The 19,289-nt window shown below is 71.1% G+C and carries 18 protein-coding genes and 2 pseudogenes; 6 read left to right on the forward strand and 14 right to left on the reverse strand.

All coding sequences use genetic code 11. The annotated features are described in order from the left end of the window. Positions 1 to 146: 146 nt before the first annotated feature. Entirely contained in the window at positions 147 to 968 is an 822-nt protein-coding gene (locus AB0H32_RS37730) for a DUF3152 domain-containing protein (protein WP_361130663.1), read from the reverse strand. A 585-nt stretch (positions 969 to 1,553) separates the two neighbouring features. Here AB0H32_RS37730 and AB0H32_RS37735 point away from each other — a divergent pair. Next, entirely contained in the window at positions 1,554 to 2,711 is a 1,158-nt protein-coding gene (locus AB0H32_RS37735) for an ATP-binding protein (protein ID WP_361130666.1), read from the forward strand. Positions 2,712 to 2,790: 79 nt separating this feature from the next. Here the strand turns inward: AB0H32_RS37735 and AB0H32_RS37740 are convergent, their stop codons facing one another. Continuing rightward, on the reverse strand, positions 2,791 to 3,528 hold the full coding sequence (locus AB0H32_RS37740) for a VanZ family protein (protein ID WP_361130669.1): 738 nt from the start codon (positions 3,526 to 3,528) through the stop codon (positions 2,791 to 2,793). 335 nt (positions 3,529 to 3,863) lie between these two features. On the opposite strand from AB0H32_RS37740, the gene AB0H32_RS37745 reads away from it, so the two are divergent. Beyond that, positions 3,864 to 4,520, forward strand: coding sequence for a response regulator transcription factor (locus AB0H32_RS37745; protein ID WP_361130672.1), 657 nt, complete (start codon positions 3,864 to 3,866; stop codon positions 4,518 to 4,520). Positions 4,521 to 4,629: 109 nt separating this feature from the next. Here the strand turns inward: AB0H32_RS37745 and AB0H32_RS37750 are convergent. Then, a pseudogene (locus tag AB0H32_RS37750) lies at positions 4,630 to 4,841 on the reverse strand (acyl-CoA dehydrogenase); the annotation flags it as partial. 13 nt (positions 4,842 to 4,854) lie between these two features. Further along, positions 4,855 to 5,127 (reverse strand): annotated as a pseudogene (locus AB0H32_RS37755) (helix-turn-helix domain-containing protein); the annotation flags it as partial. A gap of 396 nt (positions 5,128 to 5,523) precedes the next feature. Between AB0H32_RS37755 and eboE the strand changes: the two are divergent. Together eboE and AB0H32_RS37765 are read left to right on the forward strand one after the other, a co-directional pair. Next, positions 5,524 to 6,693, forward strand: coding sequence for a metabolite traffic protein EboE (eboE, locus tag AB0H32_RS37760; protein WP_361130675.1), 1,170 nt, complete (start codon positions 5,524 to 5,526; stop codon positions 6,691 to 6,693). After that, positions 6,690 to 8,066 carry a nucleotide pyrophosphatase/phosphodiesterase family protein gene (locus tag AB0H32_RS37765; RefSeq protein ID WP_361130678.1) on the forward strand — a complete coding sequence of 459 codons (1,377 nt, stop codon included), beginning with the start codon at positions 6,690 to 6,692 and terminating at the stop codon, positions 8,064 to 8,066. Before eboE ends, AB0H32_RS37765 begins: the two co-directional genes overlap by 4 nt. Before the next feature lie 457 nt (positions 8,067 to 8,523). Here AB0H32_RS37765 and AB0H32_RS37770 read toward each other — a convergent pair whose 3' ends face one another. From AB0H32_RS37770 to paaA, 10 genes are all read right to left on the reverse strand, one after another. Further along, positions 8,524 to 9,039 (reverse strand): helix-turn-helix domain-containing protein, encoded by a 516-nt coding sequence (locus AB0H32_RS37770; RefSeq protein ID WP_361130681.1) that lies wholly within the window; start codon positions 9,037 to 9,039, stop codon positions 8,524 to 8,526. Positions 9,040 to 9,760: 721 nt separating this feature from the next. Beyond that, positions 9,761 to 11,002: a kynureninase gene (kynU, locus tag AB0H32_RS37775; RefSeq protein ID WP_361130684.1), complete on the reverse strand. Its 1,242-nt coding sequence runs from the start codon at positions 11,000 to 11,002 to the stop codon at positions 9,761 to 9,763. Then, positions 10,999 to 11,829 (reverse strand): alpha/beta fold hydrolase, encoded by an 831-nt coding sequence (locus tag AB0H32_RS37780; protein ID WP_361130687.1) that lies wholly within the window; start codon positions 11,827 to 11,829, stop codon positions 10,999 to 11,001. The genes kynU and AB0H32_RS37780 overlap by 4 nt, the downstream gene beginning before the upstream one ends. Continuing rightward, entirely contained in the window at positions 11,819 to 12,667 is an 849-nt protein-coding gene (locus AB0H32_RS37785; protein WP_361130690.1) for a tryptophan 2,3-dioxygenase family protein, read from the reverse strand. Before AB0H32_RS37785 ends, AB0H32_RS37780 begins: the two co-directional genes overlap by 11 nt. Positions 12,668 to 12,730: 63 nt before the next feature. Beyond that, positions 12,731 to 13,513 (reverse strand): SDR family oxidoreductase, encoded by a 783-nt coding sequence (locus tag AB0H32_RS37790; RefSeq protein WP_361130693.1) that lies wholly within the window; start codon positions 13,511 to 13,513, stop codon positions 12,731 to 12,733. A gap of 52 nt (positions 13,514 to 13,565) precedes the next feature. Beyond that, positions 13,566 to 14,675: a 2Fe-2S iron-sulfur cluster-binding protein gene (locus AB0H32_RS37795; protein WP_361130696.1), complete on the reverse strand. Its 1,110-nt coding sequence runs from the start codon at positions 14,673 to 14,675 to the stop codon at positions 13,566 to 13,568. A 10-nt stretch (positions 14,676 to 14,685) separates the two neighbouring features. Continuing rightward, complete coding sequence (gene paaD / locus AB0H32_RS37800; RefSeq protein WP_361130705.1) at positions 14,686 to 15,165, reverse strand: 1,2-phenylacetyl-CoA epoxidase subunit PaaD; 480 nt, start codon at positions 15,163 to 15,165, stop codon at positions 14,686 to 14,688. A gap of 14 nt (positions 15,166 to 15,179) precedes the next feature. After that, positions 15,180 to 15,920, reverse strand: coding sequence for a 1,2-phenylacetyl-CoA epoxidase subunit PaaC (paaC, locus tag AB0H32_RS37805; protein WP_361130708.1), 741 nt, complete (start codon positions 15,918 to 15,920; stop codon positions 15,180 to 15,182). 46 nt (positions 15,921 to 15,966) lie between these two features. Further along, the gene (paaB, locus tag AB0H32_RS37810; RefSeq protein WP_361130699.1) at positions 15,967 to 16,272 is read right to left on the reverse strand and encodes a 1,2-phenylacetyl-CoA epoxidase subunit PaaB; all 306 of its coding nucleotides are present in this window, start codon (positions 16,270 to 16,272) and stop codon (positions 15,967 to 15,969) included. Continuing rightward, positions 16,269 to 17,195: a 1,2-phenylacetyl-CoA epoxidase subunit PaaA gene (gene paaA / locus AB0H32_RS37815; protein ID WP_361130711.1), complete on the reverse strand. Its 927-nt coding sequence runs from the start codon at positions 17,193 to 17,195 to the stop codon at positions 16,269 to 16,271. The genes paaB and paaA overlap by 4 nt, the downstream gene beginning before the upstream one ends. Before the next feature lie 406 nt (positions 17,196 to 17,601). On the opposite strand from paaA, the gene AB0H32_RS37820 reads away from it, so the two are divergent. Both AB0H32_RS37820 and AB0H32_RS37825 read left to right on the forward strand, forming a co-directional pair. Continuing rightward, on the forward strand, positions 17,602 to 17,850 hold the full coding sequence (locus AB0H32_RS37820; RefSeq protein ID WP_361130702.1) for an acyl carrier protein: 249 nt from the start codon (positions 17,602 to 17,604) through the stop codon (positions 17,848 to 17,850). Next, positions 17,850 to 19,289: AMP-binding protein (locus AB0H32_RS37825; RefSeq protein ID WP_361130714.1), on the forward strand; the 1,440-nt coding region annotated here is incomplete at its 3' end. The genes AB0H32_RS37820 and AB0H32_RS37825, both read left to right, overlap by 1 nt.

Here is a 19,289-nt window from a genome sequence, read left to right on the forward strand (position 1 = left end):
TGCCCCCACCGCCATCCCCCCCAAAAACCCCAACCCCCACCCCCCCCCGCGGGGGATGTGGCTCGGCTCCTCAGCCCGTTCGGGGGCGGGTGCCGCAGCGAGCACGGATCCAGCGCGGCCGACGGACCATCGCCGGGAGCGCTGTTTCACGGCACTTCAGGTCCGCTGATGTACCGGCCGCTCCTGTCGTACGGCCAGGCGTTGGCCCGGCACCCTTTGAGGCCGTCGATCTGCTGCATCATCGCCGGGGCGGGCCTGCCTCGGCCCGGGCAGGTCTCGTGGCCGTGCCCGAGGCGATGGCCCACCTCGTGGTTGACTATCAGCGCCCGGTAGTCCCGGATCGGCCCCGGAAACCGGGGCGAGCCCAGCGTCCACCGGGTGAGGCTGACCATCACGTCCCTGCCGGCCTGGCAGTTGACGTCATGGGTCACCCTGACACCGGCCATGCCGCACACCTGCCTGACCGTGCCGGGCGAGGCGACCTTCACCGCGAAGTCGTACGCCCCCGAGGTGACTTGCCTGAAACCGTCCTTGCCGTCCGCGGTCCAGCCGCGCGGATCGGCGAGGACTTGCGCGACCTCCGCGGCCACGTAGTCCGCCTCCGGGCCGACGCCGTCCTCGACCTGCACGATGTAGCGCCATATGTGCTGGTGCCCCTCGCCCGCCGTGGCGGCCGGAACGCTCCCCGTCGAGAAGGTGCCCGGTCCCGACGACGGGAGCGCCGTCGCCCCGGGTGACGGGCCCGCACCCGCCCCCGTGTCCGGGCTGCCGCTCCAGGGCCGGACTGAGCCGTCGGCGAGCACCAGGGCCGTGCCGACGAGAGCGGTGACCATAGCCGCCGCCAGGGCCGCGAGCACCGTACGGCGGCGGGCCCGGCGCCGGTGCCGGGCAGCCGACCGGCGCGCGGTCCGGGATCCGGCCGGCTGCCTCGGAGCCTCGGCGGGCGGCGCCGACGGGGTCGGGAGCATGTGGTGCCTCCTGCATGCATGGGGTGCGCGTGGTGACGGGCGTCCGCGGCGGACTGCCGTTGTGATCCGATGGGGAGCAGGGCCGACCCCTGCGGCTGCGCTGCCACGCGGTTCACGTCTTCGGGCGGCCGTTCGTCTCGGACGGTGGCGGCGACCAGCCGCCCGAGCGCCGGACGGCGGCGGTGACCCTCGGGGCGATCCTCGGGGGCGACTGATCGCCGACCGGAGAGCCCCCAACGGACAGCTCATTACGGCCGGTTCGGCGGCAGCCCCTCATTGAAGCCGCGCCGCGACGCGGCCGGGCTTCGGCGCCCGGGCGCCGCCGTAGTAGGCCGCCGACTGCCGGCTCGATCGTCGGCGCCCCTCGTCATACTCCGGATCATGGAACCTCCTGACGGTCCGTGGACCCGGCCGGACCGCGCCGGGGACCGGCAGAAAGCCCACCCGATCGCCGGTGAACCCCGTGTGAGCGCATACGCTCACACCGAACTCACACGGTTTCCCCTACTGTCGTCAGCCACATGACGCCACACGCATCGGTGGCGGCGACGGCCCAGGGACATGCAGGACACGGGTGGTGGAGGAATGAACGGCCGTGCCGCGCATCGGTATCTGTGGGGCGGTGGCCTCCGTCGGCACCTGGCCGTCGTCTATGGCGTGATGTTCTTCATCGCATCGGCTGCGGTGCTCGCCGTGTCATTGATCCTCGTGATCAACTCCATGCGCTACAGCCTGGATCTGGCCTTCGCCGACGGATACCGCTCCAACCATGCGAGCGACAACGCGACCAAGAGCGTGATCATCGCCTCGATGTGGCGGAACCTGCTGCTGAAAGGCAGCATCGCGGTGCTGTGCATCGGCGTGGTCGCCACCACCGTCGGCTGGCTGGTGGCAGGCCGGCTGCTGCGTCCGCTGCGCCTGATCAGCTCCACGGCGGAGCGTATCGCCGGCCGCAACCTGCACCAGCGCATCGACCTGGCCGCCCCGCCCGGGGAGGTCAAGACACTCGCCGACTCCTTCGACCGCATGCTCGACCGGCTCGATCAGGCCTTCGCGGGCCAGGAGCGGTTCATCGCCAACGCCGCGCACGAGTTGAAGACACCCATCGCGGTCAACCGCACCCTGGTGGAAGTCGCGATGAACCGGCCCGGGGCCCCGGCCGAGGTACTGGCCCTCGGTGACAACCTGCTGGCGGTGAACGTCCGTCACGAGCGCCTGATCGACTCCCTGCTCACCCTGGCCCGGGCACAGAACTCCCTCGTCGAACAGCTGCCGCTGGACCTCGCCGACCTGGTCCACGCCGTGGTCGAGGCCGCGCGGCCCGAGGCCTGCCGACACCACGTCAGGCTTGAGGCCGTGCTCGCCCCGACGGCTGTCTCGGGCGACCCGGTGCTGCTGGAGCAGGCCGTACGCAACCTGGTCGACAACGCCATCCGCTACAACGAGGACGGTGGACTGGTACGGGTGGAGACCGGGCGCGGGACCGATGGCGCGCAGGTGACCGTCGCCAATACCGGGCCGACGATCTCCGAGCACGAGGTGCCGGTGCTGTTCGCGCCCTTCCGAAGGCTCACCGACCGTGTCGGATCGGCCCGCGGCAGCGGACTCGGTCTGTCCATCGTGCGCGCCGTCGCCGAGGCCCACGGCGGCTCCGCGGACGCCCTCCCACGCCCCGGCGGCGGCCTCTCCGTCAGGATCGTCGTGCCGGCGGCCACCGCACCCGCCCCCTTGCCACAGGCCTGAGAAGGCGGCCGCGAGGTGCCGGGCGGTCCGGGCAACCGGCAGGCGCTGCGTCCGTGCCACGGCGGCACCGTGCGCCGGGTCAGCCTCCGGTAGCAGGATCCGCAGCGGGGCAGGGCTCGTCGGCCCCTTCCGAGGCGCCGTTCGACAGCCCGTCCGAAGCGGCCGCGGGCGCGGCGCCGGCCTCGTCCGCCGCCTGCCTCGTCCCGGACGACCGGGGCGCCGGGGACTCACTCGTCCGCACCAGCCGCGAGCGGGGTTCCGGGCCACGGTGCCTCCCACGGACGGCCCCGCCGCCGGCGACCGCGCGCAGGAGTGGACGAGCCACGCAGCCGGCCGCCAGTCCGAGGGCGAGGCCGGTGACGTTGTCGGCGACGTCCTGCAGATCGCAGGCGCGCAGCAGCCACGGCAGGGCGTACTGCACGGCCTCGATACCCAGGGGCAGAACGACGGCGGAGACAGCGCAAGCCGCGACCCGCCACCAGGACGGTATGAGGGTGACGGCGAGTCCCAGCGGGACGAACAGCGCGATGTTGAGACTGTCCTGGTTGGCGTCGGCGAGGTCTGACGGGCGAGGCAGGCGCACGGCGGTGGCACAGCTGCGCGAGGCATGGCGGACGTTCTCGAAGTAGTTCCCGGTGAGCCCCGGCAGCAGGGTCAGGGCCGCAATGCCGCCGAGCGAGAGCAGCAGCAGGAACGCGGTGGACCGGTGGCAGCCCAGGTGCCGGGAGAGCGGCCGGCTGCACCACAGGGCGAGCAGCGCCGACAGCGAGACCCCGGGCCAGAAGAGCGGAAGAGCATGCAGGACTAGGCGGATCATCGCTGAAGCACAGCCGATCGGCTGTGAACTGGAGGTGAGCGGACCAGCTCACCGCCTCTTCACATCCCCCGTACCGGGCCCGCGGACCGCACCTCCGGCGCGCGTGGATCAGAGACGGGGAGCCGGATGTGCGGCCGTCTACACCCGCGAGGCGAACCGTGTGCCCTCTGTCGCCGTCTCCCCATGGGGGCCCGCGGGTCCGCAGAGGCTATTGGGGCTATTGGGGTTATTGGAGCCAGTGGGCTACTGGGCGCTACGGGGGCATAGGGCCCGCCGGAGGCGGTAGCGGCTTTGGGCTGGAGGGACTGCAGGCCCCAGAGGAGAAAGGGACCGCCGTGCGCATACTGGTCGTCGAGGACGAGGAACTGCTTGCCCGGGCCATCGCCGAGGGGCTGCGCCAGGAGGCCTTTGCCGTCGACGTGGTGCACGACGGCGCCGCAGCCCTGGAACGGCTGACCGTCAACCAGTACGACGTGATGGTGCTCGATCGGGATCTGCCCCTGGTCCATGGTGACGAGGTGTGCCGCCGGACCGCCGAAGCGGGCGGACAGGTACGGGTGTTGATGCTCACCGTTTCCACCACCGTCGCGGAGCGGGTCACCGGGCTCAGCCTGGGAGCGGACGACTATCTGCCGAAACCCTTCGCCTTCGCCGAGTTGGTCGCCCGGATCCGGGCGCTGGGGCGGCGCTCCCGTCCCGCCGCGCCGCCGGTGCTCGAACGCGCCGGTGTCCGCCTGGACCCCCAGCACCGCGAGACCTACCGCGACGGCCGGTACATTGCGCTCTCCCGCAAGGAGTTCGCCGTGCTGGAGGAACTCCTCCGGGCCGAGGGGGCGCCGGTCTCCGCCGAAGAACTGCTGGAACGGGTGTGGGACGAGAACGTCGACCCCTTCACCACGGTCGTCCGCGTCACGATCCGCTCGCTGCGGCGCAAGCTCGGAGAGCCCACACCCGTGGAAACCGTCACTGGTGTCGGGTATCGACTGCGGTGAGCGGGCCGCCACCTCTCCCGGGCCGAGTGCACGGTGGGACCGAGGCGGCCGTCGCCGACTCGACAAGGGGTGAGGCCGCCTGACAGCGCCCCAAGGGGGCGAGGGAAACGAGCCCGGCCGGTGCAAGGAGCGTCGACAGTCCCGCCTCACGCAGGCGCGACACCCCGTGGAACGGGGCCTTGCCCGCGTGCTCCCTGGCCACCGCGTCCATGGCCAGGTCGTCCGCCGCCTCGCGGGAGCCACGTGCAGCCAGTGCGCACGGTCGAGCCCGGTCCGGTCGGGTTCCGAGGCGGATCCGCACGGTGCAGTGGCAACGCCCATGGCGGAGGTCTCCTCAGGGGCAGTCGCAGGGCCTGGTGTTGAGGCTCTCATGCTGGTCGGGGTCGTACTTGTAGCCCACGCGCCGCACGACGACGATCCGGTGCCGGTGCGCCCTGCCCGACTTGCGGCGCAGCCTGGCGATGTGGACATCGACGGTGCGGCCGTCGTCGACGTGGTCGTAGCCCCGGAAGCCGGCCATCAAGTGCTCCCGCGGGCGCACCTGGTGGGGATGCTGAGCGAGTTGGGCCAGTAGTCCGAACTCCAGGTAGCTGAGGTCGAGTTCGCGGACGTTGGTATGAGAAGGAAGGAGCGCAGTGGCACGCGGAAGGGTGTGAGCGGCGTGCCCTGCACGCGACGGCAGGCGGCGCCGGCGACGTGACCGAAGTCGACATGCCGACGACGAACGAGTCGTTGCTGCGTGTGGGGCATGTGCATCATCCTGCGCACTCGTCGGGCGGGCGTACCTGAATGCCTGGGCACCGCAAACTCCGTCTGGTACTCCAGGAACGAGCGAAAGGGTGCGTCAAGGCGGCCACCGCAGGTGACGCACCCCCTTGAATGCGGCGGCGTTCAATTCGCCGTTTCGCCGCTGTGCCTCACCGTCGCCAGATCGTGCCGGGAGGGCACGTGGCCGGCGCCACCCACGAGGGAAACTCCGTTCTCCGGGGCGGGGCGTGAACGCATGCGCTTCCTGCACCCGGACGGCTCCATCGTCCACCTCGCGTACTGCACCAACGTCCACCCGGCGGAGACGTTCGACGGAGTGCTTGCCCAACTCCGTGACTTCTGTGAACCCGTGCGCATGCGACTGGGCCGGGAACGGCTCGGGATCGGCCTGTGGCTCGCCAAGGACGCCGCACACACCCTCGTCACTGATGTCGGCGCCCTGATCCTGCTCCGCGCCGAGCTGAAGCGGCGGAGCCTCGAGGTCGTCACCCTCAACGGCTTCCCGTACGAAGGGTTCGGCGCACAGAAGGTCAAGTACCGCGTCTACAAACCCGACTGGGCCGATCCCGAACGCCTCCGCTACACCGCCGACCTGGCTCACTTGCTGACCTGGCTGCTGCCGGACGACATCGGTGAAGGCAGTATCTCCACCCTCCCCCTCGCCTGGCGGACCTCGTACGACCATCGGTCGGCCGAAGTCGCACATCGCACGCTCTCGTCACTGGCCGAATACCTCGACACCATGGAGAGCTTCACCGGCCGTTCCATTCGCATAGGGCTGGAGCCGGAGCCCGGCTGCGTCGTGGAGACCACAGCCGACGCGATCGGCCCGTTGTCCGACATCGGACACGACCGCGTCGGTGTCTGTGTCGACACCTGTCACCTCGCCACCTCGTTCGAAGATCCGGCGACCGCGCTCGACGCGCTGGACGCCGCGGACATCCCCGTCGTGAAGGCGCAGGTCTCCACGGCCCTGCACGCACAGGACCCGCACCTGCCCGAGGTACGCCGGGCGCTGGCGGCCTTCGACGAGCCCCGTTTCCTGCACCAGACGCGAGTGACCACCGAGGCAGGGCTGCGCGGAACCGACGATGTGGGCGAGGCTCTCCGCCTGGGCGGCATCCCGGTTTCCGCGCCCTGGCGGTCCCACTTCCACATCCCTCTGCACGCGGTGCCCGCAGGGCCGTTGACCTCCACCCTTACCGTGCTCCAGGACTGCCTGACCCGTCTCGTCGGCGGTCCGACGGCGCGTACGCACCATCTGGAGGTCGAGACGTATACATGGCAGGCGCTGCCGCCCTGTCTGCGGCCCCTCGACCGTGCCGGCCTCATTGACGGCATCGCCGCCGAACTGGCCTTCGCATGCGGCCTGTTGACCGACCTCGGCCTCAAGGAATTGCCATGACCCCCACCCCCTTGCTGGTACTCGACGTCGTCGGTCTCACGCCGCGCCTGCTCGATCACATGCCCCATCTCAAGGCCCTGGGCCGGTCCGGCTCACGGGCACCCCTGGGTACCGTCCTGCCCGCGGTCACCTGCTCCGCCCAGTCCACGTTTCTCACTGGCGTCCCGTCCTCCGAACACGGCGTCGTGGGCAACGGCTGGTACTTCCGCGAACTCGGCGAGGTCCTTCTGTGGCGCCAGCACAATGGCCTCGTCGCCGGCGACAAACTGTGGGACGCCGCCCGGCGCGCCCATCCCGGCTACACCGTCGCCAATATCTGCTGGTGGTACGCCATGGGCGCCGACACCGACATCACCGTCACCCCCCGTCCCGTGTACTACGCCGACGGCCGCAAAGAGCCCGACTGCTACACCCGTCCGCCGGCCCTGCACGACGAACTCACCGAGAAATTCGGCACGTTCCCCCTCTTCCGCTTCTGGGGCCCCGGAGCGGACATCGTCTCCAGCCGGTGGATCGTGGAAGCCACCCGCCACATCCTCACCACGCGTCACCCCGACCTGGCCCTGTGCTACGTCCCTCACCTCGACTACGACCTGCAGCGCTACGGCCCCCACGACCCCCGCGCCCACCGGGCCGCCGCCGAGTTGGACGCCACCCTTGCACCGCTTCTCGACGACGCTGCGGCCGAGGGCCGTACTGTCGTCGTGCTCTCCGAATACGGCATCACCCGCGCCGACCGGCCCGTCGACATCAACCGCGCCCTGCGCCGCGCGGGCCTGCTGGAGGTGCACACCCAGGACGGCATGGAGTATCTCGACACGGTTGCGTCCCGCGCATTCGCCGTCGCCGACCACCAGATCGCCCACGTCTACGTGCGCCGCTCCGAAGACCTCGACGTCACCCGCCACGTCCTCGTCGGACTGCCCGGGACCGCCCAACTCCTCGACGACGAGGGCAAGAAGAGCAACGGCCTCGACCATCCGCGCTCGGGTGAGTTCGTCGCCGTCGCCGAGCCGGACGCCTGGTTCACGTACTACTACTGGCTGGACGACGCCCGCGCGCCCGACTTCGCGCGGCTCGTCGAGATCCACCGCAAACCCGGCTACGACCCCGCCGAACTTTTCATGGACCCGCAGAACCCCTACGTGAAGGTCAAAGCGGCCACGGCGCTGGCCCGCAAGAAGCTCGGTATGCGCTACCGGATGGCGGTCGTGCCCCTCGACCCGTCACCTGTTCGCGGCAGCCATGGCCGCCTCCCCGACCACCCCGACGACGGCCCTCTCATCCTCTGCTCCAGTCCGCACGCCATCACCGGGCCGGTCCGGGCCACCGAGGTGAAGGCCCTGCTGATCAGCCTGGCGGGTATCAGCTGAGGCCACAACGAAAGCATCCCACGGAGCCCGTCTTCGCGCGGGTGGCGGGCCGGCTTGGGCGGGTGGATCTGCGGTGACGGATGCGGGGCCATGTCCGAGGAGCGCTGGCTCCGGTGGGTCGGAAGAACGGCCGGCAACCGGCCGAGTCTTCGCGGCCTGCGCCACCGTCCACGGACGAGCCCGTGGCAGAGATCGGGCACCCGCTGGACACTCGACCTCCCCCCACCCAGACCCCACCAGGACCGACGACTGCATGCACTGAACCAGTCACGCAGGCGCAGACACCACCAAGCCCTCGCCCGCGACTGCCACTACCGAAGAAGAACCGGCTCAGGACACGGTTACCAACTGGAGTACCAACAGACAAGGTTTCATTCCGCACCGGGCAGATCAGGCGACACACCATCCCGCTGCGCTCCACAACCACGGGTCTCTTGAGGGGGATCCTTGAAGAGGGTCATGGGTCCCTCGCCACCGACTCGGAGGCCGTTCGCTCGTCCCGCCGCGCGTCGAGCAGGTAGCCCTTGCGCCACACGGTCCTGATCACCAGCCCCAGCGGGGCTATGCGCTGTCGTGTTCGGTGAACCCGCAGATCAAGCATGTTGCGTCGGTGCTCGTCGCTGTCAGGCCAGAGTCCCAGAGCGAGCTGCTCCCGGCTTACCACGGACCGGTAGCTGGTAAGCAGCAACCGGAGCAGTTCCGCTTCACCGATGGCGAGCGGCATCTGGCGTCCGGCGAAGTGCACAACATCGTTCTCATCGACGACAGGGGCGCCCACGGCCGCCCTGGCCTGCAGTGCCAACAACCGCGTTCTGAGGTCGGTGTCATCCACGGGTGCACGCACCCAGTCCTCCAGCGGATCGATGCAGACGGGGGGACGCCCCTGTCCATGGAGGATGAGTAAACGAGGAAGGCCCTGCTTTCGGAAGAGCATTACCTGCTCGGCCTGCTCGGGCCAGCGCAGTACAGGCACGCCCTGGACACCGCTCGGATTGCGCCTTGAGTGAGCATTTGGAGTCCGCCGGTCGCCGACTACTGGGGTGAACGCGTCTGTGCTACGTGGAGGCACGTCAATCTCCTCGAGGATCTGCCAGCGCTCCATACGGTGGGCGCGAAGCGCTTTGCGGGTCGGGGGTCACTGCTACGCCGCCTGCCCGCAGGACGATTACTTTGCATCGCCGCCGCAGGAAAATCGAACCTCAACCTCCACCGAGAAGCAAGGCAACGAGGAGTGCCCCGGCGTGCTTCCTGCTACCGATCGGTTTTCTCGGGATCCCGGCCCAACTGCGGGGAAGCCGGCCCGGAAATTCGCCGTCGAGGTCCGCGCATTCGGTGTCGTGGGTGAGCAGGTGCCAGACCGCAGTCAGGATACAGCGCTTGAGAGCGACCGGGGCCGGTGTGTCGACCTGCGGGTGCCCGTTCGCGGCCCGACTCGACAGAGGCATGAGCATCGGCCACCCCACGTTTCTGGAAGTCGGGACGTCAGCTGCGGATTCCACCGACCCGACGTCCGGGACAAGGGGAGCGCCGATGATGCTGAACGGCATTGATCCGCACAAGTCGACCCACCCGGCTCTCACGTGGCGGAGGCCGGAAGAACGACCGCATCCACGCCGCCGCAGCGGCATGCGTCGCCGCTCAGGGCGAGGCTCGCCGGGCCGTGGTTCAGTGGCTCACCGCGGTCGACGCACGGCTCACGTCACCGCGCCCGCAGCCGTCGCCGTCGGGTCGTAGGCCCGCGTCGTCGTGACCTCGCGCAGGCATGTCACCGCCCTGAGGACCTCCACGTGCGAGGTGTACAGGGCGTTGACGCCGAAGCGGAGGAGGTCGGGGGCGCGCATGTCGCCGATGACGCCCTGGGACGCCAGGGCACGGACCAGCCCGTAGGCGTGCGGGTGGCGCAGGGATACCTGGCTGCCTCGGCGCTCGGGGGCGGCCGGGGTGACGGGCTCGAAGCCCAAGCCATCCAGCAACTGGTCGGCGCAGTCCAGGAAGAAGCCCGTCAAGGACAGGCTCTTCACGCGGACCTGTGCCATGTCGACGTCGTTGAAGACGGTCAGCGCCGCCTCCAGGGCGAGCAGTGACAGGATCGGCGGGGTGCCGATACGTGCCCTGCCGATCCCCGGCGCCGGCTCGTACTCGTCGTGCAGACCGAAGGGGTCGGCGTGTCCGTTCCAGCCGGTCATCGGGGTCCGCCAGTCGGCGTGGTGGCGTCGGGCCGCGTAGAGGAAGGCCGGTGCGCCGGGGCCACCGGAGAGGAACTTGTAACCGCAGCCGACCGCGAAGTCGACGTCCAGGACGTCGAGCCGGACGGGCAGGGCCCCGACAGCGTGGCACAGGTCCCAGAGCACCAGCGCACCCGCCTCGTGCGCCGCCCGCGTGAGTGCGGCCATGTCGTACAGCTCGCCCGTTCGGTAATCGACGGGGGAGTGGGCCACCACGGCGACGCGGTCGCCTTCGGCCTTGAGGAAGGCTTCGAGGTCGGCCGGGCTCACCCGCCGGGCCTCCAGCCCCATGTGGCCTGCCACCGCGTCGGTGAGATAGCGGTCGGTGGGGAAGTGATCGGGATCCGTGACCAGGTAGCGGCGGCTGGGCCGCAGTGCGGCGGCGGCGCTGAGCGCGTTGTAGAGCTGCACGCTCGTGGAGTCGCCCACCACGGTCTGGCCCGGTGCCGCGCCGATCAGCCGCCCCACCGTGTCGCCGATCCTTGTCGGCGCCTCCCACCAGGCGTTGCTGTTCCACGAGCGGATCAGGTCGGTGCCCCACTGGCGATGGACGAGGTCGTCGATGATCGGCGGTACGGTGCTCGGGAGCGGACCGAGCGAATTGCCATCCAGGTAGACGACGCCCTCGGGGAGCAGGAAGCGGTTGCGGACGTGCGCGAGAGGCGCTTCGGCGTCGAGAAGGGCGGCCCGTGCGACGAGGGTGGCGGTCATGGGCGGTAGGGCTCCTCGGGGGCCGCGGCCTCCGAGGCCAGGCGGCGCATGGTGTCGGCAACCGTGATCGCGCCGGGCGCGTCGGGCTCGATCAGCGTGTAGTGGCCGATGCCGGGCAGCACGACCGTCTCCAGGTCGTCGTGCACCGCCGCGTAGTCCGCGAACTGCGACAGCGGCACCTCCTCGTCGGCCGCGCCGTGCAGCAGCACGGTCCGCACACCCGTCGTCCCGTGCCCCTTCAGCAGTGTCAGCGGATCCACGTACGGCATTCGCTCCTCGAACAGGTCAGGACCGCCCAAGAGCTGCAGCGCCGCGCCGTTGCTGAGACGGTCCCGGCGGGTGGCCTCCAGGTCGGTCAGCGGGGCCAGGGCGAGCACGGCGGGCGGGAGGGACGATGAGTGCCAGGGCGAGTCGGCGGGCAGGAGAGCGCGGGCGGCGCACCACAGCGCGAGGTGGCCGCCGGAGCAGTGACCGGCCAGGATGTACGGTCGGCCGGCGGGCAGCGTGTCCACGATGCGGACGATGTCGTCGAAGGTCTCCGGGTAACCGCCCGCTCCCCCGGACCGGCGAAAGCCCGGAAGCAGCACCGAGAAACCCTGTTTCGCCAGCCAGGAGGCGAACGGCGTCAAATGCATCCGGTCGTAGCGCCAGTATCCGCCGTGCAGCAACAGCACCAGCGGCGCCTTGGGATCCTCGGCGGGCCAGGCGTCGTAGACCTGGTGCGGATGGTCCCCGTACGTCCCGTGCACCGGTGCGAGGAGCGGCTTCAGGCTCAGGACGCGCTGTTCCTCTTCGGCGGCGGAGGCCGAGATCTGCCTAGACGTCACCGCGTACCGCCCACAGGTCCGGGAAGACGGGCCGGTTCGCCCTGGCCTCCAGCCAGATGAGGCCGGACGAACCCGCGCTGCCCGTCTTGGTGCCCATGGCCCGCCGTACCACCATCACATGGTCGAACCGCCAGCGCATGACCCGCTCCGCGATGTCGGTGAGCAACTCGCCGAGCGCGAGCAGGGGATGGTGTCGCGGGCCCGCGTAGACATGCCGCCACGCAGCGACGACATCGCGGTCCGACTCGTACGGCGCGGTCACGTCGCGCTCGCACACCCGCTCCGGCACGGGAAGTCCCTGCCGGTGCAGGAAGCGCAGCACCTCGTCGTAGAGCGACGGCTCGTGGAACGACTCGCGCAGCGCCTCGTGCACCGCCGGATCGCCCCGGTGGGACCGCAGGAGCGCGGCGGACTTGTCGCCGAGCAGGAACTCCATGTGCCGGTACATGGCCGACTGGAAGCCGGACGCTTTGCCGAACGCCGCGCGGAATCCATTGAACTGATGCGGTGTCAGTGCGGCGATCGGTGTCCACGAGGTGGTCAGCGCCTCGACCGCGCGGCGGCTGCGCACCAGCGCGTCGGCCGCGACGTCCAGGTCGTCCTTGGTGAAGGCCTCCCGGGCCGCCCGCCACTCGTGCACGATCAGCGTGAACCACAGCTCCATCACCTGAGTGGTGACGAGAAAGCCCATTTCGTCGGCGGCTTCGGTCAGCGGCTGCTGGAGGGAGTTGAGGACGGCGGCGTGCACATACTCGTCGTAGGGGTTCGCGCCGGAGAACGGCTGGGTGAGCGGGTCGTCCGGTGACAGGTCCGCGAGCGCGGACGTGGCGTCGTTCATGGAGTGCTCCTCGGGACTGCCGTCCACTTGAAGGGGGCTGGTGTGTTGCACGAACCGGTCGGCCTACACGCCGAGGTGGACGCCGCCGGTCGCGTCGAGCCACTGGCCGGTCACCCAGCGGGCGTCGTCGCTCGCGACGAAGGCAACCACGTCGGCGATGTCCGCCGGCGCGCCGAGCCGGTTGAACACCGAGGCTGCGGACAGCGCCTGCCGGACCTGCGGGTTCTGCAGGGTCGGGTTGATCTCGGTCTCCGTGAAGCCGGGCGCGACCGTGTTCACGGTGATGTTCCGCGGGGCGAGCTGGAGGGCGAGGGACAGCGTCAGGTGGTCCAGGGCAGCCTTGGACATGGAGTACGCGATGATCCCCGGATACGCGACCCGCGTGGCCGCCGACGAGATGCTGATGATCCGCCCGCCGTCCCGTATGCGGCCGAGTCCCTGCTGGAGGATGAAGAAGGGGGCCTTGGCGTTGACGGCGAAGACGCGGTCGTAGTCCTCCTCGGTGACGTGCCCGATCGGCCGGGGCAGGGTGATCCCGGCGTTGTTGATCAGGATGTCCAGGCCGGATCCGGCGTCCGCGTCGTACGCGGCCAGCTCACGGTCGAACGCGGACCAGAGCGTGGCGGCGTCGCCGGGGACCCCCAGTTCCGCGCGAATCGCGAACGCGCGGCCGCCGTCCGTCCCGATCTCCTCGACCGTTCGTTCCGCAGCCGCCTCGTCGTGCCCGTAGTGGACGGCGACCAGCGCCCCCTCGCGCGCAAGCCGCCGGCTGACGGCCCGTCCGATACCGCGGCCGCCTCCCGTGACCAGCGCGGTCCTGCCCTGGTGTCGCCCGGTGGTGGTCAAGGCTCTCTCCCTCTCCTCAAGGTCGTGCGCATCTCGCCGGATCGGCGGTCGGTCAGGCGTCGAAGTCGAGCGTGAGGTCGTCGGTGCGGGGACGGGCGCGGCATGCCAGGGTGTAGCCCGACGCGAGATCGCGGGCGTCGAGGGCGTGCGGTCGGTCCAGCGTCACCGAGCCCGCCACAACCTTGGCCCGGCAGCTCCCGCACACCCCGTCCCGGCAGGCGTACGGCACCTCCGGCCGGGCCCGTAGCACGGCGTCCAGCAGCACGCGGTCGCCCGCCGCCATCGTCACGGTGGTCGAACGGCCGCCGATCACCGCGTGGATGCGTCGCCCGGTGCCGGACGAGGCCGCCCCGGCCGGGGGCTCGGGCGGTGTCCCGGCGGCGGAGAACAGCTCCCAGCGGACCAGCTCGGACCGCGCCCCCCAGGCCATCAGCGTCGTCCGCGCGGTCTCCACCAGCCCGGCGGGCCCGCACAGGCTGAACGAGGTCGTCTCATCGGGCCGCGCGTCCAGCGCGGACAGCAGCCGTGGCAGCTTCCGCGCGTTGATCCGCCCGCTGAAGAGTTCGCTCTCGCGCCGCTCACGCGACAGGACGTGGAGCACCGTGAAGCGGTCGACGAACGAGTCCTTCAGCTCCGCGAGTTCGTCCGCCAGAAGCGCCGAGCCCGCCGTACGGACCGAGTGGACCAACGACACCCGGCAGTCGGGCGAGTCGCGCAGAGCCGTCGCTGCCATCGCGGCCAGGGGCGTGATGCCGGTGCCTCCGGCGATCAGCACGTGGTGCCCGCCCTTGATGTCCGGGAGCCCGAACTGCCCTGTCGGCGGCGAGAGTTCGAGCACGTCGCCGGGGCACAGGGAGTCCATGGCGTAGGCGCCGAATCCGTCCGGCGAGTTGCGCTTGACCACCAGGCGCAGGGCGTCGGGGGCCATGGGCGGTGGGCACACCGAGTAGGCGCGGCGCAGCTCCTGTGCGCCGGGGCGCCGATGGCGTACGACCACATGCCGGCCGGCCCGGCCCGCGAAGGTGTCGGTCAGGTGCGGCGGGACGCACAGGGTCACGGCCACGGTGTCGTCGGTGAGCGATTCGAGCCCCGTGACCGGGAGCGGGAACCAGCCGCGGCGCCGGATGGGCGCCGCGTCGAGTGCGGCCTGGATCGTGTTCATCGGGGGCACCTCACACCGTCGCCAGGTACGGGAACGTCTCGCGGCAGGCTGTGCACAGCAGGATGGACTGGCAGCGGGTCGGGCCGAACGCGCTGTGCGGCCTGGTGGCCCAGGAGCCGCAGTGCGGGCAGGGCGCGCCGAAGCCGACCCGCACGTGCCGGGGTGCGGTCGTCGGTCCGGGCGGGGCGATGCCGTGCTCCGCGAGCTTGCGGCGGCCGGACGCCGTGATGCGATCCGTACTCCAGGCGGGGGCCATGACCTGGCGGACGCGGCCGTCGGGGTGGCCGCACTCCGTGAGGACGTCGGCGATGGCCGAGGCTATCGCGGAGAGGGCGGGGCAGCCGAGGAAGGTGGGGGTGTACGCCACGTCCAGTCGGCCGTCGGCCGCCGCGGACACCTCGCGGATCACCCCGAGTTCACCCAGGGTCACCACCGGCAGCTCGGGGTCGGGGAGGTCGTGCACACGGGCCCGTACCTCGTCGAGGGGCATGCGGGTCGGTGCGGTCACCAGTTTCCTCCGGGGAACTGCCGGTGGACCGACTGCAGTTCGGCGACGAGCGGGCCGAACGCCTCGGAATGCAGACCGCTCCGTCCGCCGTGCGCCTGCCAGCGCGGTGTGGGCAGGGTCAGCCCGGCACGTTCCACAACGGCACGCACGCGCTCCCGCCACTCCTCGTGCAGCGGAGCCGGCGACGGGGCGGTACCAGCGGCATCGAGGCGGGCCACCACCTCATCGGCCTCGAACAACTCGCCGGTGTAGGGCCACACATGGTCCAGCCCGGCCTGCATGCGCCGGGCGCTCTCCGTGGTCCCGAGGCCCAGACGGACCGTCCAGCCGTCGGCGTGCCGGCGGTGGTAGTCGACCTCCTTGGCGGCCCGCACGGCGAGGGCGGCGAGTTCGGGCTCCGCCGCGCCGACGAGCGCCTCGTAGTACAGGACGGCGTAGTGGCCGTAGGCGAGTTGCCGGGCGATGGTCACAGCGAAGTCGCCGCCCGGCAGTTCGGTGAGCAGGCTGTTGCCGAACTCGCGGTCGGAGCGGCCGAAGGCGAAGTCGTCCTCGGAGCGGCCGGTGCCGTCCAGTCGCCCGGTCAGCGTCAGCAGGGCGCGCGCGTGGCCGATGAGGTCGAGGGCGATGTTCGACAGCGCGAGGTCTTCCTCGATCGCCGGCGCGCGAGTGATCCACTGGCACAGGCGTTGACCCAGGACGAGGGCGTCGTCGCCGAGCCGCGAGGTGAGGAGGGCCAAGTCCCGTGCAGCCGGTGCCTGCGACTGCGGCGTGGTGGCGCGGACTTCAGTCGTCACGCCGGTCACCTCCTTCAGCGAGCGGCGCGAAGTGCTCGGGGTGGCGGTACGGCTTGTGGCGGGCGCCCGCGAAGAAGGGGTCCCGTTCGGTGGGGGAGGCCGCGTGCACGGCGTCCGAGCGCACGACCCAGAGGGAGAGCGGGTCACCGCGGCGGATGTACAGGTCGCGGGCGTGCTCCAACGCCATGTCCGGGTCGGCGGCACGGACCGATCCGACGTGCTGGTGGGCGAGCCCACGGCGCGGCCTGAGGAAGACCTCCCAGGAGGCCAGGGCTCCCTCGGCTTCGCGGCTCACAGCGCCGCCTCCTCGGTGTCGGTCACACGTGCCGCGTACGCGGCCGCGGCCTCCCGCACCCACGCGCCGTCCTCGTGCGCGGCAACCCGGTGGGCGACGCGCTGCCGGGCGCAGTGCGTGTCGTCGCCGAGCGCGCCCCGGTACAGCTCCCAGTCGACCGGCCCGAAGTCGTAGTGGCCGCGCTCCGCGTTCCACCGGATCCCCGGGTCCGGCAGGGTCAGCCCGAGCCGTTCGGCCTGTGGCACACAGTGGTCGACGAAGCGCTGGCGCAGTTCGTCGTTGGTGTGCCGCTTGATGCCCCAGGCGATGGCCTGGCGGGAGACGGCCGCGCCCAGCGCCGCCGTGCGCTCGTCCGCGCCACCGGCGACCGTGTCGGGCGGGCCGAACATCAGCGCCACGGCCGGCAGCCACCAGCGGTTCACCGCGTCCTGCGCGGTCTCCCGCTGCTCGGGCGTGCCTTCGCACAGGGCGCGCATCAGGTCGTACCCCTGGCGGACGTGGAACGCCTCCTCCTGGCAGACGCGGCGCATGGCGCGGGCGTACGGGCCGTACGACGTCTGGCACAGCGGGGCCTGGTTGACGATCGCCGCGCCGTCCGTCAGCCAAGCGATGGCGCCGGTGTCGGCCCAGGTCAGCGCCGCGTGGTTGAAGGTGGCGGCATAGCGCTGGCGGCCCTCGTGCAGGGCGTCGAGCAACTCGGCGCGGTCGACGCCCAGGGTCTCTGCGGCGGCGTACAGATAGAGGCCGTGGCCCGCCTCGTCCTGGACCTTGGCGATGAGTACCGACTTGCGGTGCAGCGACGGGGCACGGGTCAGCCAGGCGCCCTCCGGCTGCATGCCGATGATCTCGGAGTGGGCGTGCTGGGCGATCTGGCGCAGCAGCATGCGACGGTAGCCGTCGGGCATCCAGTCGCACGGCTCGATGCTCTCGCCGGCGCGGAGGAGTGCCTCGAAGTGCGCGTGGAGATCCTCTGCCGAGGTCTTCTCCGGCTCCGGGGCCCTCCCCGAGGAGACATCGGCGTCTCGCGTCACGGACGCCGGGTCCGCTGTCTGCGCGCTCTTGCCGAGCACCTGCATCACTCCCTCACCTGTGACCGCCCCGGCCCCCGGACGACGGTCCGGGGGCCGGACCTTCACTGAGACAAGAGGCGGTGGCCACGGCCCGCTATCCCCACCGCCCTCGGTCGCCCGCGTGACACATGTCACTCGGTTCGGCGGGGAGTACGCGGCCGCGGGCGGGCCTCTTCTTCGGGTGAGACGCGGATGCGGGCGCGCGTCGGCACCCGGGCCGTCGACGGGCGCCGACCGCCGCAGGACGAAAGGGGAAATCATGAGCACCATCAGGGAATTGCTGGTCGAACTCACCGGCACGACCGAGTACGCCGAGACCATCGGCGACGACGAGGAGCTGGCCGGCAGCGGCATCGACTCCGGCGACCTGGTGCGGCTGCTGCTGCTCGTGGAGCAGCGCACCGGCGTGGAGATCGGCGCGGGCGACATGGAGGAGTTGCGCACCATCGGCGACTACGAGCGGTTCGTCGCCGAGCGGTCCGGCGCAGGATCCGCGGGCGGCGTGTGATGTGGCTGACCCAGCTGCTGGAGCGCAACCGCCAGTGCTTCCCCGACCGGGTCGCCCTCGTCGACGAACACCGCAGCGTCACCTGGGCCGAGTTCCACGACCGCACGGCCGAGCTGGCCCGGGGCCTCGCCGGCCTCGGCATCGGACGCGGTGACCGGGTGGCCGTCCTCTCCCTGGACCGGATCGAGGTTCTGGAGAGCTACTTCGCGCTGGCTCGCCTGGGCGCCCTGTTCGTGCCGCTGAACCACAGCCTCGCCGTGCCGGAAGTGGCCGGGAGCATCGAGCGGGTCGGCGCGGTCGCGGTGCTGGGCGAGTCGGAGCTGCTCGACCGGCACACCTCGCTACCGGACTGCGTACGCCTGCGCATGTCGCTCGACAAGCCCGCCTTCACCGCCCTCGGCACGGTCACCGGCCCGGCCCGGCTGCCGACGGTCGACGACACCGACCCGGTCGCCGTGCTGCACACGTCCGCGACCACAGGTCAGGCCAAGGGGGTCACCGTCGACCCGGCGTCGTTCCGCGCCATCGGTCTCGGCTGGCTGGCCGTCGCCCGCCCCACCGACGACATCGTCATGGTCAACTGCTGCCCCCTCTACCACGGCAGCATGGTCGTCTCCCTGACCTACATGGCCGCCGGAGCCACGATCGTGCTGTTGCCCGGCTTCACACCGCAGCGTGCCCTGGCCGCCGTCGAACGGCACCGGGCCACCCATATGTGGCTCGTCCCGCAGATGCTGCGCTTCATGCTCCGGGCGAGGGTCTCGCACGATACCGACCTGTCCTCCCTGCGCGAGGTCCTCTACGGCGCCGCCCCGATGCCCCTCGACGTCTACGCCGACGCCGTGACCCGCCTCCGCTGCGGCTTCCGCCAGGTGTACGGCATGACGGAGGTCGGCGGCCCCTTCGTGACCCTCGGCCCCGACGAGCACCCCGCGCCCGGTGACGTCACGGCCCGCATCCCGTGCGGCCGGGTGATCCCGGGCATGTCCGCGCGCGTCGTCGACGACCGGGGCCGTGAGCTGCCCGGGGGCGACACCGGCGAGATCGTCGTAGGGGGTCCGGGCGTCATGCAGGGCTACTGGAACGACCCCGAGGCCACCGAGGAAGTGCGTCTCGACGGCCGGATCCGCACCGGGGACCTCGGATTCGTCGACGAGGACGGCCGTATCCACCTCGTGGACCGCAAGAAGGACCTGATCATCCGGGCCGGCCAGAACGTGTACCCGTCCGAGATCGAGCGCGCCCTCATGGCCCACCCCGCGGTCAGGGACGCGGCCGTCGTCGGCATCCCGGACGATGACTACGGCGAGGTGCCCCTGGCTTACGTCGTCGCCGAAGAAGCCACGGGCCCCGGGGCCCTGCTCGCGCACCTCGGCGAGAGACTCGCCCCCTACAAGCGGCCCCGCCGCATCGAGTTCATCGAGCAGGTACCGCGGAAC

The sequence above is a fragment of the Streptomyces sp. NPDC020362 genome (assembly GCF_040642095.1).
GTDB lineage: Bacteria > Actinomycetota > Actinomycetes > Streptomycetales > Streptomycetaceae > Streptomyces.